10 protein-coding genes are annotated in these 14867 nt (G+C 71.2%); 1 reads left to right on the top strand and 9 read right to left on the bottom strand.

Going from position 1 to position 14867, the window contains the following annotated elements:
• Positions 1-7: 7 nt before the first annotated feature.
• From ACFV9D_RS03725 to ACFV9D_RS03715, 3 genes are all read right to left on the bottom strand, one after another.
• Positions 8-574 carry a GNAT family N-acetyltransferase gene (locus tag ACFV9D_RS03725; protein WP_385140303.1) on the bottom strand — a complete coding sequence of 189 codons (567 nt, stop codon included), beginning with the start codon at positions 572-574 and terminating at the stop codon, positions 8-10.
• Positions 552-2798 carry an MMPL family transporter gene (locus ACFV9D_RS03720; RefSeq protein WP_385140300.1) on the bottom strand — a complete coding sequence of 749 codons (2247 nt, stop codon included), beginning with the start codon at positions 2796-2798 and terminating at the stop codon, positions 552-554. Before ACFV9D_RS03720 ends, ACFV9D_RS03725 begins: the two co-directional genes overlap by 23 nt.
• Before the next feature lie 203 nt (positions 2799-3001).
• On the bottom strand, positions 3002-5092 hold the full coding sequence (locus ACFV9D_RS03715) for a phosphocholine-specific phospholipase C (RefSeq protein WP_385140297.1): 2091 nt from the start codon (positions 5090-5092) through the stop codon (positions 3002-3004).
• Between the two features lie 393 nt (positions 5093-5485).
• Between ACFV9D_RS03715 and ACFV9D_RS03710 the strand changes: the two genes are divergently transcribed.
• Positions 5486-6403: a hypothetical protein gene (locus tag ACFV9D_RS03710; protein ID WP_385140295.1), complete on the top strand. Its 918-nt coding sequence runs from the start codon at positions 5486-5488 to the stop codon at positions 6401-6403.
• Positions 6404-6640: 237 nt separating this feature from the next.
• Here the strand turns inward: ACFV9D_RS03710 and gatB are convergent, their stop codons facing one another.
• From gatB to ligA, 6 genes are all read right to left on the bottom strand, one after another.
• Complete coding sequence (gene gatB, locus ACFV9D_RS03705) at positions 6641-8191, bottom strand: Asp-tRNA(Asn)/Glu-tRNA(Gln) amidotransferase subunit GatB (protein WP_385140292.1); 1551 nt, start codon at positions 8189-8191, stop codon at positions 6641-6643.
• On the bottom strand, positions 8169-8411 hold the full coding sequence (locus tag ACFV9D_RS03700; RefSeq protein ID WP_385140289.1) for a hypothetical protein: 243 nt from the start codon (positions 8409-8411) through the stop codon (positions 8169-8171). The genes gatB and ACFV9D_RS03700 overlap by 23 nt, the downstream gene beginning before the upstream one ends.
• Positions 8408-9907, bottom strand: a complete 1500-nt coding sequence (gene gatA, locus ACFV9D_RS03695; RefSeq protein ID WP_385140286.1) for an Asp-tRNA(Asn)/Glu-tRNA(Gln) amidotransferase subunit GatA — start codon at positions 9905-9907, stop codon at positions 8408-8410. Before gatA ends, ACFV9D_RS03700 begins: the two co-directional genes overlap by 4 nt.
• A 4-nt stretch (positions 9908-9911) precedes the next feature.
• Positions 9912-10208, bottom strand: coding sequence for an Asp-tRNA(Asn)/Glu-tRNA(Gln) amidotransferase subunit GatC (gatC, locus tag ACFV9D_RS03690; protein WP_015036350.1), 297 nt, complete (start codon positions 10206-10208; stop codon positions 9912-9914).
• Between the two features lie 116 nt (positions 10209-10324).
• Positions 10325-12466, bottom strand: coding sequence for a putative bifunctional diguanylate cyclase/phosphodiesterase (locus ACFV9D_RS03685; RefSeq protein ID WP_385140282.1), 2142 nt, complete (start codon positions 12464-12466; stop codon positions 10325-10327).
• A 218-nt stretch (positions 12467-12684) separates the two neighbouring features.
• Positions 12685-14865 (bottom strand): NAD-dependent DNA ligase LigA, encoded by a 2181-nt coding sequence (gene ligA / locus ACFV9D_RS03680; protein ID WP_385140279.1) that lies wholly within the window; start codon positions 14863-14865, stop codon positions 12685-12687.
• Positions 14866-14867: the final 2 nt, after the last annotated feature.

Below are 14867 nucleotides of genomic sequence, written 5' to 3'. Positions count from 1 at the left end.
AGGCGCCTTAAGACGCCTGCCCGGCCCGGAGCGCCTTCCACTCCGGCGCGAGCACCGACCAGACCTCCATGTCGAGGCGCTCGCCCCGGTACGGGTAGCTCTCCCGCAGCACGCCGTCCTTCGTCATGCCCAGGCGCCGGGCCACCGCGATGCTGGCCCCGTTCTTCGAGGACACCAGCCACTCGACGCGGTGGATGGAGCGTTCCCCGACCGCCCAGTCGATGATCGTCCGCGCCGCCCGGGTGATCAGGCCCTTGCCGACCGCCGACGGCTCGAGCCAGCAGCCCGCCTCCGCCGTCCCGTTGGTCACGTCCATCGTGCGGAAGAGCACGCCGCCGACTAGGGTGCCCTCGCTCCAGATGCCGTAGATGCGGCCGGCGTCGTTCGCGGCCTTCTCGGCGTACGCCCGGAGGAAGGAGCGGGCCGAGTCGAGGTCCGACACGACATCCGGCAGGGCGATGTGCTGCCCGACGTACTCCCGTCCACGGTCCATGTGGGCGAGGAACTCCTCGGCGTGCCAGGGCTCCAGCGTCCTCAGCTCGGCGCCGTCGTCACCCAGCGATATCGCGAACATCCTCGATCTCCTCCGCCTCCGAAACCGTCACACGCTGCGTGGGGATCTTCGCACGTGCGTCGGCCGCGTCCCGGCACTCGGGGGTCTCGATGCTGATCCGGGGCAGCCGGCGGTCGAGCCAGCGCGGCAGCCACCAGTTCGCCCCGCCGAGCATGTGCATGAGCGCGGGGACGAGCAGGGTCCGCAGGACGAAGGCGTCGAGGGCGACGGCGGCCGCGAGCGCGATGCCGAACATCGCGATGACCCGGTCGCCGGAGAGGACGAAGGCGAGGAAGACGGAGATCATGATGACCGCCGCGGAGTTGATCACGCGGCTGGTCTCGGCGAGCCCGACCCGGACCGCCCGCCGGTTGTCGCCGGTCTCCAGCCACTCCTCGTACATCCGGCTGACCAGGAAGACCTGGTAGTCCATGGAGAGCCCGAAGAGCACCGAGACCATGATCACGGGCAGGAAGGGTTCGATCGGGCCGGCGCTGCCCAGACCGAGCAGCTCGCTCCCCCACCCCCACTGGAAGATCGCGACGACGATCCCGAAGGCGGAGGCGACGGCGGCCACGTTCATCAGCGCGGCCTTCAGCGGGATGCCGATCGACCGGAAGGCGAGCAGGAGCAGCAGACAGCCGAGCGCGATGACGACGCCCACGAACAGCGGCAGCTTGCCGACGATGATCTCGGCGAAGTCGTCGTACGAGGCGGTGACGCCGCCGACGTGCACGTCCAGCGAGGTGCCCCGCTCGACCCCGGGCAGCACGTCCGCGCGCAGCCGGTCGACGAGCTCGCTCGTCGCCTTCGACTGCGGCGAGGAATCCGGTACGACGGTCAGGACGGCCGTGTCCCCCGCGCTGTTGTACGTGATCGGGGAGACGGACTCGACGCCCCGGGTGTTGGCCAGGTCGGCCGGCAGCTCGCCGAGCGCGACCCGGTCGTCGGCGCCGTCGAGCTGGGCGACCAGGGTGAGCGGCCCGTTGACGCCGGGCCCGAAGCCGTCGGCGAGCAGGTCGTACGCCTGCCTGGTCGTCGCCGTGGCCGGGCCGTTGCCCTGGTCGGAGGTGCCGAGGTGGAGCGAGAAGGTCGGCAGGGCCAGGACCAGCATGACGACGGCGGCGACCCCGCCGAGCAGCTTGGGGTGGCGCTCGACGAAGGCGGACCAGCGGGCGGCGAAGCCGGTCGGAAGCTCGGGCTGCGGTCCGTGCTCGGCGAGCTGCCGCCGCTCGCGCCGGCTGAGCGCCCGGGCCCCGATGAGGGAGAGCAGGGCGGGCAGCAGGGTGACGGAGGCGGCGACGGTGAGCACCACGGTCAGCGAGGCGGCGATGGCGACGCCGTTGAGGAAGCTGAGTCTGAGGATCAGCATGCCGAGCAGCGCGATACAGACGGTCGCGCCCGCGAAGACGACGGCACGACCGGTGGTCGCGACGGCGATCTGCGCGGATTCGGCGACCGAGAGGCCGCGTTTGAGGCCCTTGCGGTGCCGGGTGACGATGAACAGCGCGTAGTCGATGCCGACGCCGAGGCCGATGAGCATCCCCAGCATCGGGGCGAAGTCGGCGACCGTCATGACGTGGCCGAGGAGCGCGATCCCGGAGTACGCGATGCCGACGCTGACGAGGGCGGTGGCGATGGGGAGCGCGGAGGCGGCGAGCGAGCCGAAGGCGAGGAAGAGGACGACGGCCGCGACGACGACGCCGACGGCCTCGGCGATGTGCCCGCCGGGAGCTTCGGTGAGGGCGATGGCGCTGCCGCCGAGCTCGACCTGGACGCCGTCGCCGGCGGCCGTGCGGGCCGTGTCGACGAGGGCTTGGGCCTGGGCCTTCGGGATGTCGTCGGCCTGCTCGTGGAAGGTGACGGCGGCGTAGGCGGTGTGTCCGTCCTCGCTGATCTGCGCCTGGGCGGCCGGGTCGTCGCCGTACGGGGAGGTCACCGACGCGATGCCGGGCAGTTCGGCCACGTCGTCGAGCATGTCGGTCATGCGCTGCTCGACGGCGGTGGCGCGGACGCTGCCCTTGTCGGTGTGCCAGACGATGGTGTCGCTGTCGCCGCCGGCGCCGGGGAAGCCCCGGTCGAGGAGGGCGGTCGCACGGCCGGACTCGGTGCCCGGTACCTCGTAGTCGTTGGAGTACGCGTTGCCGGCCACCGACGCTCCGGCGACGGCTCCGCCGAGGGTGATGAGCCAGAGCAGGACGACGACGAGGCGGTGCTTGATGCACCACCGTGCGATGGCTGCCAAAGGACGTGCTCCCTGGTGGGTGGTTCGTGGATCTTTACCGGGGAACAGCCCGCAAAGAACGCATGACCTACGTGAGGCCACTGTTGCAGCCTTAAGAGATCCTTTGCCCCTTTCGTGTCGTTACTCACAGCCCTGCGCGGGAGCTCAGGCCTTTGGTCCTGAGCTCCCGCGCGTGCGCCTCGTACGGGAGGTCTCGGCCGGGCTCAGCCGGAGACGCTCGCGCGCCCGTTCTCGATGTGTCCCATCAGCCGCCGGCGGAAGCCGCCCGGGGCCGTCACCTCGAGGTCGTACCAGCCGTGCGCGTCGGCCGCCGAGTGCACGAGGGTACGGCTCCTGCCGGGCTTCACGGTGACGGTGCGGGTCCAGTCGTCGAGGTCGTCCTCGTCGACGTAGCCGAGCGGCCGGACGGTGAAGGAGACGCGGACGTCTCCGGTGTTGCGGACGGTGATGTGCAGGTCACGGTCGTGATGGTCGATGTGCGTGGCGACCTCGGCGCCGTCCGCCGCGGGGCCCTCGAACTCGCGGCGGAAGCCGTTCGGTCCGGTGATCGTGAACCGGTAATGATCACGCGTAAGGGGTACCGTCCATTGCCCCGTGCCCCTTACGTCCTGGTGCTGAGGGACGGCGAACTCGCCGGCGTACGGGTAGAGCGCGAAGTGGGCGCTCGCCTTACCGCTGTTCTTCAGGCCGACGGTGATCTCCTTCTCCCCCACCTGCGCCGTGGCGTCCGGCTGGTACGGCAGCGGGCGCGCGGGGCGGGTGCCCGGCTCCTGGACCGGCATCTGCTGCACCAGCGGGGGCTGCGGCCGCCAGCGGCCGGAGAACGGCGGGATCGGGCCGGGCTGCTCGACCTCGGGCTGTCGGTGACCGCGCCGGAAGTCGAAGGCGGAGGTGAGGTCGCCGGCGACGGCGCGGCGCCACGGGGTGATGTTGGGCTCCTGGATGCCGGTGAGCTTCTCCAGGAAGCGGACCACGGAGGTGTGGTCGAAGGTCTCGGAGCAGACGTAGCCGCCGAGCGACCAGGGGGAGACGACGAGCAGTGGGACGCGGATGCCGAGGCCGGTGGGCAGGCCCTTCCAGCGCTCGTCGGTGTTGTCGGCGGGCGGGACGGGCGGCGGGACGTGGTCGAAGAAGCCGTCGTTCTCGTCGTAGTTGATCAGCACGACGGTATGGCGCCACACGTCGGGGTGCGAGCCGAGGGCGTCGAGCACCTTGTAGACGAGGGTGGCGGAGGCGATCGGCGAGGAGGAGCCGGGGTGCTCGGAGTCGATCGCGGACGGGACGAGGTACGAGACCTCCGGCAGCGTTCCGGCGGCCACGTCGGCGCGGAAGGCGTCGGCGAGCTTCCCGGTCTCGACGCGGCGCAGCCCGCGCTCGAAGAGCGAGCGCTCGGCGTCGGTGAGCGTGGCGACGCCGTCCTCGAGGGCGGCGAGGAGCCGAGCCCGCTCGGCGGGGTCCTCCGTGTCGCGGACGGCGGCGTAGAAGGACTCCATGAAGGTGTGCCCGCCCGTGGGGGCGAGGGCCTTGCGGGCGATCTTCTTGAAGGAGGTGAAGAACTCGATGTTGTTGTCGGTGAAGTTCTCCCACTCCGTGTACGTCTTCCAGCTCCGCCCGGCCGCTTCGAGGCGCTCGGCGTAGGTGGGCCAGGAGTAGCCGGGGTGGGTGCCCTCGGCGTACGCGGCGTTGGTGACGGCGCGGCTGCCGTCGGCCTCGAAGCCCGTCCAGCCGGACCACAGGTGGTTCCGGTTCGGGCTCGTCGAGGTGTGGATGGAGGAGTGGTAGGCGTCGCAGATGGTGAACGTGTCGGCGAGCTCGTAGTGCAGCGGGATGTCCTGGCGGTCGTAGTACGCCATCGTCGCCGCGGTCTTGGCGGAGACCCAGCCGTCCATCCACCCGTCGTGCCACGCCTTGGCGCCGCCGCTCCAGGAGTGGTCGAGGTCGCCGATGTACTGGAGGTCCTTCTTCTGGGTCTCGGCGGCGCCCCGGATCGGGAACGGCAGCACGGTCCGGCCGAGGGCGGCGGGCTGCTCGAAGACCGGCTTGCCGGAGGGCAGCTCGATGGCGTTGCGGTCGCCGAATCCGCGGACGCCGCGGAGGGTGCCGAAGTAGTGGTCGAAGGAACGGTTCTCCTGCATGAGGATCACGACGTGACGCACGGCCGACATGCCTCCGGCCGGCGGCCCCGCGGCGATCGCCTCCTGGAGCGACGGCGGGAGCAACGACCCCGCCGCAGCGGCGCCGAGCGCGCCTCCACCCAGCGCGAGCAGCCTTCTGCGCGAAATCTCCGGAGACAACCCGACCTCCCAGTCGACGGCCAATGGATCGCCTTCGAGCCATTGGGGTTGGTACGGCCGGGACAGTAGTGAGACCGGATGACGCCGAGAAGACCCGGCGACGGCCTGGTGATGAACGTCCAACAGGACGGGACAGGAATCCAAGCGGATTCCGGCCAGGGCCGGAGGGGGCGGGCGACCTCCGGTTCGACTCCCGCCGGACGGCTCCTCCGCCTGTGGGCCACACCGGTCGTCATCCCGAGCCGTTCGAGGGACGCACAGCCGCCCCAGACGCGGCTTCCGCCGCCCGGGGCACCCATGTCTCCGGGCATGGGCGCACAGGCCGCCCGTGCCGGAGGACCACAGCGGGGCCCGGATCAGCGGGCGCCCCGCACTGAGGACGGGAGAAGCTGGATGCTCAAGCGAAGAGCCTCGGCGGCGTGGCGCCGGCGGACGGTGACGGCGGCGGTTTCGGCCGTGGTTTCGGCGGTGACGGTCGGTGTCGTCGGTGCGTCCCCGGCCACGGCCGGGCAGACCGTCACGGTGGACTGCGGGGGGAACCCCGCGGCCCTGCGGACCGCGGTCGCCGGCGCCGCATCGGGCGACACCCTGCGGGTGCGGGGCACGTGCACCGGCCCCTTCGTCATCGACCGGAACCTGACCCTGACCGGCTTGGGGAACGCGGTCCTCGACGGCAACTTCGCCGGCTCCACCGTGGTGGTCAACGGAACCGCCCAGGTGCGGCTGGACAGCCTGACCGTGATCAACGGCACCGGCACCGTCGTGAACGGCCAGGTCTTCGGTGGCGGCATCCTCAACAACGGCGGCGGCTCCACGGTGACGGTGGCGAACTCCACGGTGCGCAACAACGCGGCCCAGTTCGGCGGCGGCATCGCCCATCTCGCCGTCGGCGGCGGCTCGGTGAGGGTGGAACGCTCCACGGTGCGCGACAACACCGCGGGCGCCTCCGGCGGCGCCGTCTTCATCGGTCGCGAAAGCACGCTCACGGTGTCCTCCTCCGTGCTGCGCGACAACAACGCCGCCTTCGGCGGGGCCATCCTCACCGACGCGAACGGCAGGGTGACGCTGTCCAGCACCACGGTGCGCGACAACTCGGCGACCCAGTCCGGCGGCGGCATCTCCACCCTCTCCGGCAGCACATTGACGCTGATCCGCTCCAGGGTGGAGGGCAACAGCGCGGGCGGCGGCCCCGGCAGCGGCGGCGGCATCGTCAACGCCGGTGGCACGGTGACGCTCACCCGGTCGGACGTGGTCAACAACCGTCCGGACAACTGCGCTCCGCCCGGAAGCGTCGCCGGCTGCATCGGCTGACCTACCTACCGGCCGGCACCTCGGGGACCTCCTTGTACGACATCGAGCAGAAGCCGCCGTCCAGCCACTGCTGCGTGTAGTTCAGGCCCGCGATGCTGTCGTAGGAGCGGATCATCCAGTAACGGGGCGAAGGAAGTTGAAGGATCGTCACGTTCGGGAAGCGCAGCCCGCACGCACGAGGGGCGGTACGGCCGTCTCAGCAGCCGTACCGCCCCTCGTCCCGGAGCGCTCCGTGGATCAGCCCTCGCTGACGCCCAGCTTCTCCAGGATCAGGTCCTTCACGCGCGCCGCGTCCGCCTGGCCGCGGGTGGCCTTCATGACCGCGCCGACCAGCGCGCCGACCGCGGCCACCTTGCCGCCGCGGATCTTGTCGGCGATGGCCGCGTTGGCCGCGATGGCCTCGTCGACCGCCGTGCCGAGCGCGCCCTCGTCGGAGACGACCTTCAGGCCGCGCTTCTCGACGACCTCGTCCGGGCCGCCCTCGCCGGCCAGCACGCCCTCGATGACCTGGCGGGCCAGCTTGTCGGTGAGGTCGCCGGAGGCCACCAGCTCGGTCACCCGGGCGACCTGCGCCGGGGTGATCGGCAGCTCGTCGAGGGCCGTGCCCGACTCGTTGGCGGAGCGGGCCAGCTCGCCCATCCACCACTTGCGGGCCTGGTCCGCCGGAGCACCGGCGTCCGTGGTCGCGACGATCGGGTCGACCGCGCCCGCGTTGAGGATCGACTGCATGTCGTGCTCCGACACGCCCCACTCCTCGCGGAGCCGGTTGCGGCGCACGCGCGGCAGTTCGGGCAGTCCGGCGCGCAGCTCCTCGACCCACTCACGGGCCGGGGCGACGGGGACGAGGTCGGGCTCCGGGAAGTACCGGTAGTCCTCGGCGTTGTCCTTGATCCGGCCGGAGGTGGTGGAGCCGTCGTCCTCGTGGAAGTGACGGGTCTCCTGCACGATCGTGCCGCCCGACTGGAGGACGGCCGCGTGGCGCTGGATCTCGAAGCGCGCCGCGCGCTCCACCGAGCGGAGCGAGTTGACGTTCTTCGTCTCCGAGCGGGTGCCGAAGACCGTGGTGCCGTGCGGGCGCAGCGACAGGTTCACGTCGCAGCGCATCTGGCCCTTGTCCATCCGCGCCTCGGACACGTCGAGCGCACGGATCAGCTCGCGCAGCTCCGCGACGTACGCCTTGGCGACCTCGGGCGCACGCTCGCCCGCGCCCTCGATCGGCTTGGTGACGATCTCGATGAGCGGGATACCGGCGCGGTTGTAGTCGAGCAGCGAGTGCGAGGCGCCGTGGATACGGCCCGTGGCACCGCCGATGTGCGTCGACTTGCCGGTGTCCTCCTCCATGTGGGCGCGCTCGATCTCCACGCGGAAGATCTCCCCGTCCTCCAGCTGGACGTCCAGATAGCCGTTGAAGGCGATCGGCTCGTCGTACTGCGAGGTCTGGAAGTTCTTCGGCATGTCCGGATAGAAGTAGTTCTTCCGGGCGAAGCGGCACCACTCGGCGATCTCGCAGTTCAGCGCGAGACCGATCTTGACGGCCGACTCGACGCCGATCGCGTTGACGACCGGGAGCGAGCCGGGCAGACCGAGACAGGTGGGGCAGGTCTGCGAGTTGGGCTCCGCGCCCAGCTCGGTCGAACAGCCGCAGAACATCTTGGTCTTCGTACCCAGTTCGACATGGACCTCCAGGCCCATGACGGGGTCGTACGCAGCGAGCGCCGCGTCGTACGACAGCAGTTCAGTGACAGTCACGGTGAGACTTTCCCTCTCAGCCCAGCAGGACGTCGTCATCGCCCAGGCGCTTCAGCTCCCGGTAGAGGATCGCCAGGCCGGTAACGATGGCGGCGGCGGACACGGCGGAGTCGATGAGCCGCAGCATGTCGTTGTCGTTGCGGGCCAGCTTGGCCTGCTTGGCGACGCTGACGGCGCCGAACGCGGTGGTCGCCAGCGAGACGTAGATGCCGGTCTTCGACTTCTTGAAGTTCTTGGCCTTCTTTGCCCTGGCACTCACAGCGACGGAGCCTCCTCGAGCAGCGGGTGGCCCCACTTTTCCACGAAGGCGGCCTCGACGGCGGCGCCGACCTTGTACAGCCGGTCGTCCTTCAGGGCGGGGGCGATGATCTGCAGTCCGACCGGCAGGCCGTCCTCCGGCGCGAGACCGCAGGGCAGCGACATGGCGGCGTTGCCGGCCAGGTTGGTCGGGATGGTGCACAGGTCCGCGAGGTACATCGCCATCGGGTCGTCGGCGCGCTCGCCGATCGGGAAGGCGGTGGTGGGGGTCGTCGGGGAGACGATCACGTCCACCTGCTCGAAGGCCTTCTCGAACTCGCGGGTGATGAGGGTGCGGACCTTCTGGGCCGAGCCGAACCAGGCGTCGTAGTAGCCGGAGCTCAGCGCGTACGTGCCCAGGATGATGCGGCGCTTGACCTCGGGGCCGAAGCCGGCCTCACGGGTGAGCGCGGTGACGTCCTCGGCCGACTTGGTGCCGTCGTCGCCGACGCGCAGGCCGTAGCGCATGGCGTCGAAGCGGGCCAGGTTGGAGGAGCACTCGGACGGCGCGATCAGGTAGTACGCCGACAGGGCGAGGTCGAAGGTCGGGCAGTCCAGCTCGACGATCTCCGCGCCCAGCTCCTTCAGGAGCTCGACGGACTCGTCGAAGCGCTGGACGACACCGGCCTGGTAGCCCTCGCCGCGGAACTGCTTGACGACACCGACGCGCATGCCGGCGACGGAGCCGTTGCGGGCCGCCTCGACGACCGGCGGGACCGGGGCGTCGATGGAGGTCGAGTCGAGCGGGTCGTGCCCGGCGATGGCCTCGTGGAGCAGCGCCGCGTCCAGGACCGTACGGGCGCAGGGGCCGCCCTGGTCGAGGGAGGAGGAGAAGGCCACCATGCCGAAGCGGGAGACCGCGCCGTAGGTCGGCTTGACGCCGACGGTGCCGGTGACGGCGGCGGGCTGACGGATCGAACCGCCGGTGTCCGTGCCGATGGCGAGCGGGGCCTCGTACGAGGCGAGGGCGGCGGAGGAGCCACCGCCGGAGCCGCCGGGGATCCGGGTCAGGTCCCAGGGGTTGCCGGTGGGGCCGTAGGCGCTGTTCTCGGTGGAGGACCCCATGGCGAACTCGTCCATGTTGGTCTTGCCGAGGATGACGACGTCGGCGGCCTTGAGGCGCTTGACCAGGGTCGCGTCGTACGGCGGGATCCAGCCTTCGAGGATCTTCGAACCGACGGTCGTCGGCACGCCGACGGTGGTGAAGATGTCCTTCAGCGCGAGGGGGACGCCGGCCAGCGGGCCGAGCTTCTCGCCCTTGGCGCGCTTCTCGTCCACGGCGCGGGCCTGGGCGAGGGCGCCCTCGCGGTCGACGTGCAGGAAGGCGTGGACCTTCTCGTCGACGGCCTCGATGCGGGCGAGGTGGGCCTCGGTCACCTCGACCGCGGTGAGCTCGCCGGCGGCGATCTTCCCGGCGATCTCGGCGGCCGTGAGCTTGATGATGGTGCTGTCCGTCATGTGATTAGTCCTCCCCCAGGATCTGCGGCACCTTGAAACGCTGCTGCTCCTGGGCCGGGGCGCCGGAGAGCGCCTGCTCGGGGGTGAGCGACGGACGGACCTCGTCCGCGCGCATGACGTTCGTCAGCGGCAGCGGGTGGGAGGTCGGCGGTACGTCTTGGTCGGCGACCTCGGAGACGCGGGCGACCGCGCCGATGATGTCGTCGAGCTGACCGGCGAAGTGATCGAGCTCTTCGCCCTTCAGCTCCAGACGCGCCAGCCGTGCGAGGTGGGCGACCTCCTCGCGCGTGATGCCAGGCATGCGATCCTCACGGGGTGATTTTGATGGTGTTGGCCCAATCCTATGGGGCCCGCACCGCTCACCGTGAAACGGTTTGCCCGCCGCCCGCGCCGGACCGCCCCGGGGCCCGCGCCGGGCTACTGCACCACCTGGCCCGAGGGGTGGTCGACGTCCACGGCCGAGGCCGCCTCGGCGGCCTGTATCGCCGCCTCCTCGGAGGGGCGGCGCCAGCCGTGCTCGCCGCGGGCGCGGAGCCAGGCCGTGGTCTCACCGGGCGGCATCGCGGCGGCGACGAGCCAGCCCTGGACCGCGTCGCAGCCCAGGTCGCGCAGGCGCTCCCAGGTCTCGTCGTCCTCGACGCCCTCGGCGACCACGAGCAGGCCGAGCGAGTGGGCGAGGTCGAGGGTGCAGCGGACGATCTCGGCGTCCTCGGCGTCGACGGCGAGCCGGGCCACGAAGGAGCGGTCGATCTTCAGCTCGCTCACCGGGAGGCGCCGCAGGTGCACCAGGGAGGAGTAGCCGGTGCCGAAGTCGTCCAGGGACATCTTCACGCCGTGGCCGGTCAGCCCGGCCATGGTGTCGGCGGCGCGCTGCGGGTCCTCCAGGAGGACATGCTCCGTTATCTCCAGCTGCAGCGCGCCCGCCGGGACGCCGTGTCGGGCGAGGCGGGCGGCGACCGCGCCGGCGAAGCCGGGGGTGTGGACGTCCCGAGGCGAGACGTTGACGGCCACAGGAACGTTCAACCCCTGGGCGCGCCACCGGGCGACCTGCGCGAGCGCGGTCTCCAGGACGTACTCGGTGAGGTGCGGCATCAGGCCCGAGGACTCGGCGATGGCGATGAACTCGTCCGGGGGGACCCGGCCGCGCTCCGGATGCACCCAGCGCACCAGGGCCTCCAGGCCCGCGACCTGGCCGTCGAAGCGGACCTTGGGCTGGTAGTGGAGCTCGACCTCGCCGGCGTCCAGGGCGCGGCGCAGGTCACCGAGGAGACCGAGCCGGTCGGGGGTGTTGGAATCGCGCTTCGACTCGTACACCTCCACGCCCGTACGGTCCCGCTTCGCCTGGTACATCGCGACGTCGGCCCGGCGCAGCAGTCCCTCGGCGTCGAGCGCGTGGTCGGGGAAGACCGCGACGCCGGCGCTGGCCTCCAGGACGAGGGTGAGCCCGTCCAGGTCGAGCGGCGAGGAGAGTTCGGCGACGAGGTGGCGGGCGACCCGCTGGGCGCTCGTGGTGGAGTCGGCCGTCGGGAGCAGGACGGCGAACTCGTCGCCGCCGAGCCGCGCGGCCTCCGCCCCGCGCGGCAGGGCCAGCTTGAGCCGCTCCGCGATCTGGAGGAGCAGCCGGTCGCCGGCGAGGTGTCCCAGGGTGTCGTTGACCGATCGGAAACGGTCGAGGTCGATCAGAACGAGTGCGGAGCGGACGCCCTCGCCCTCGGCCTCCTCCAGGGCGGTCCAGGCCCGCTCCAGGAGCCACTGGCGGTTCGGCAGCCCGGTCAGCGGGTCGCGCAGCTGTTCCTCGGCGCGGGCGCGGGCGATCCAGAGGGTCGAGTCGAGGGCGATGAGCGGGACCGCGAAGAGCGGCAGCAGCACCGGCTGGGAGACCGCGACGACGCAGATCAGCGGGGCGATGCCGAGCAGGGCGACCGCGACGAGTCCCTGCCGGAGCAGGGCCGTGCGGGCGACGGTCGGCAGTCCGCCGCCCCGGGGCGAGAGGGCGTACCACAGGAGCAGCCGGGTCACCACGAGGTAGGCGGCCGCGGCGAGCGCCACTTCCGGTACGTCGGCGATCCCCCAGTCGGGCGGCTGCCAGGGGTTCTCCACGGTCGGTACGTCGCCGAACGCGGCGAGGACCAGGGCGGCCGCGCCGATGCCGAGGATGTCCACGGCGCCGTGCAGCAGCCCCTGGCGCCAGCGGTGCCGGCGGGCCGCGCCGACCAGCACGACGACGGCCATGGAGACGAGGCCGGCGGGCACCCAGCCGTACAGCAGCAGGACCGCGAGGGTCAGGGCGGCGCCGGAGCCGGTGCCACCCCACCAGCGGTCGCGGCCGAGGGCGACCAGGTGTCCGACGATGAGGCCGGTGAGGACGGCGAGGGACCAGCCCGCGGCGCCGCCGGGGAAGAGTCCGTGGCCGGTGCTCAGGGCCTGGTAGAGCCCCGCGGCGAGCACGACGGCGGCGACGCCCACCACGGCTCCGGGCAGCCCGGAGGTGATGCCCACGAAGGCAGCCGCCCGGCCACGCGGCCGTGAGACCCGGGCGGCACTCTCGGTCGGTTTCATTCCGTCCCTCTCACAGCCGGCGGTGCCGTTGCAACGCGATGGGCCGTTGTCATGCCTCCACGACCGGCAGAGCCCTCACACGGCCGTGCACGACAGACGCACGGTCTCAACACTAGGCCGCGGAGGGCTCCGACGGGCAGCGCTCTCCATGTCTTGCCCGAATGCGACCAGGCCACCCGTAACGATCTGGTATGCGCCGAACGGGTGACGTTCCGCGCCTACCCTTCGGCCGGCACCGCCGCCTCCCGAGCGGCGTCGGGACCCTGCGCGAGCAGCACCGCGAAGCCGTCCTCGTTCAGAACCGGAACCTTCAGTTGCATCGCCTTGTCGTACTTGGAACCCGGGTTGTCACCGACGACCACGAAGTCGGTCTTCTTCGAAACGGAACCGGTCACCTTCGCTCCGAGGTTCTGGAGCGACTCTTTTGCGCCATCCCTGGTGAAGTTCTCGAGCGTGCCGGTCACGACGACCGTCAGACCCTCCAGCGGACGCGGCCCCTGCTCCTCGCCGGCGCCCTGGTCCTCGAACAGGACCCCGGCCGCGCGCCACTTGCGCACGATCTCCCGGTGCCACTCCTCGGAGAACCAGTCCTTCACCGCGGTCGCGATGATCCCACCGACCCCGTCGACGGCCGCCAGCTCCTCCTCGGTCGCCTGCTCGATCCGCTCCAGGGAACGGAACTCGCGCGCCAGCGCCTGGGCGGCCACCGGCCCGACATGACGGATCGACAGACCGTTGATGAACCGGGCCAGCGGCCGCGTCCTGGCCGCCTCGATGTTCGCCAGCATCGCGAGCGCGTTCTTCTTCGGCTCGCCCTTCTGGTTGGCGAAGACGGTGACGACCTTCTCCTCGCCGGTCTTCGGGTCCCGCTTGGGCAGCCCGCTGTCCTGGTCGAGGACGTACGCCTTGATGGGCAGCAGCTGCTCGATGGTGAGGTCGAAGAGATCGCCCTCGTCGACCAGCGGCGGCTCGGCCGGCTCGAGCGGGCGGGTCAGTGCCGCCGCGGCGACCGAGCCGAAGTTCTCGATGTCCAGGCACTCGCGGCCGGCCAGATAGAAGAGACGTTCACGCAACTGGGCAGGGCAGGTCCGCGCGTTGGGGCAGCGCAGATCGATGTCGCCCTCCTTCATGGCCCGCAGCGCCGTCCCGCACTCGGGGCACTCGGCCGGCATCACGAACTCCCGCTCGGTGCCGTCCCGGAGATCGGCGACCGGGCCGAGGATCTCCGGAATGACGTCACCGGCCTTGCGCAGCACGACCGTGTCCCCGATCAGCACGCCCTTGGCCTTCACCACCTCCTGGTTGTGGAGGGTGGCGAACTCGACCTCGGAGCCCGCGACCGTGACCGGCTCCACCTGCGCGTACGGAGTGACCCGGCCCGTCCGGCCGACGCCGACCTTGATGTCGACGAGCTTGGTGTTGACCTCCTCCGGCGCGTACTTCCAGGCGATCGCCCAGCGCGGGGCGCGCGCGGTGGAGCCCAGCCTGCCCTGGAGCGGGATCTCGTCCAGCTTGACGACGACCCCGTCGATCTCGTGCTCCACGGAGTGCCGGTTCTCGCCGAAGTACGCGATGAACTCCCGTACCTCCTCGAGCGAACCGACCACCCTGTTGTGCCGGGCGGTCGGCAGGCCCCACTCGCGCAGCAGGTCGTAGGCCTGGCTGAGGCGGTCGATGGCGAAGCCCTCCCGGGCGCCGATGCCGTGCACGACCATGCGGAGCGGGAGCGTCGCCGTGACCCTCGGGTCCTTCTGCCGCAGCGAACCGGACGCGGAGTTCCGCGGGTTGGCGTACGGCTGCTCACCGGCCGCGACCCGGCGGGCGTTGAGGTCCGCGAAGGCCTCCATCGGGAAGTAGACCTCGCCCCGGATCTCCACGAGATCGGGGACGCGGTCGCCGGACAGCCGGTCCGGGATGCCCTGGATGGTCCGGGCGTTGGGCGTGATGTCCTCGCCGGTGACGCCGGTGCCCCGGGTCGCCGCCCTGGTGAGCCGGCCCTTCTCGTACGTCAGGTTGATCGCGAGGCCGTCGACCTTGAGCTCGCACAGGAAGTGGTAGTCGGACGTGCCGACGTCCTTGGCGACCCGCTCGGCCCAGGCGGACAACTCGGCGTCGTCGAAGGCGTTGTCCAGCGAGTACATGCGCTCGCGGTGGTCGACCTTGGCCAGACCCGTCTCGTAGTCCCCCGCGACCTTCTGGGTCGGCGAGTCCGGCGTGCGCAGCTCGGGATACTCCTCCTCCAGCGCCTCCAGGGCGCGCAGCAGCTTGTCGAACTCGCCGTCGCTGATGACCGGCTGGTCCTTCACGTAGTACCGGAAGCGGTGCTCCTCGACCTGCTCGGCCAGCTCGGCGTGCTTCTCCCGTGCCTCGGCGGGCAGGGCCCCCTGTTCGACTGCCACCG

Origin of the sequence: Streptomyces sp. NPDC059875, assembly GCF_042731085.1 — a bacterium.
GTDB lineage: Bacteria > Actinomycetota > Actinomycetes > Streptomycetales > Streptomycetaceae > Streptomyces.
The sequence above is the reverse complement of the archived record's forward strand: the minus strand, read 5'-3'. Positions and strand labels throughout refer to the sequence as shown.

Bases quoted from the DNA above. Each gene is read 5' to 3' on its own strand.
- ACFV9D_RS03725 (WP_385140303.1), bottom strand. From the start codon at position 574: ATGTTCGCGATATCGCTGGGTGACGACGGCGCCGAGCTGAGGACGCTG.
- ACFV9D_RS03710 (WP_385140295.1), top strand. From the start codon at position 5,486: ATGCTCAAGCGAAGAGCCTCGGCGGCGTGGCGCCGGCGGACGGTGACG.
- gatB (WP_385140292.1), bottom strand. From the start codon at position 8,191: ATGACGACGTCCTGCTGGGCTGAGAGGGAAAGTCTCACCGTGACTGTC.
- gatA (WP_385140286.1), bottom strand. From the start codon at position 9,907: ATGACGGACAGCACCATCATCAAGCTCACGGCCGCCGAGATCGCCGGG.
- gatC (WP_015036350.1), bottom strand. From the start codon at position 10,208: ATGCCTGGCATCACGCGCGAGGAGGTCGCCCACCTCGCACGGCTGGCG.
- ACFV9D_RS03685 (WP_385140282.1), bottom strand. From the start codon at position 12,466: ATGAAACCGACCGAGAGTGCCGCCCGGGTCTCACGGCCGCGTGGCCGG.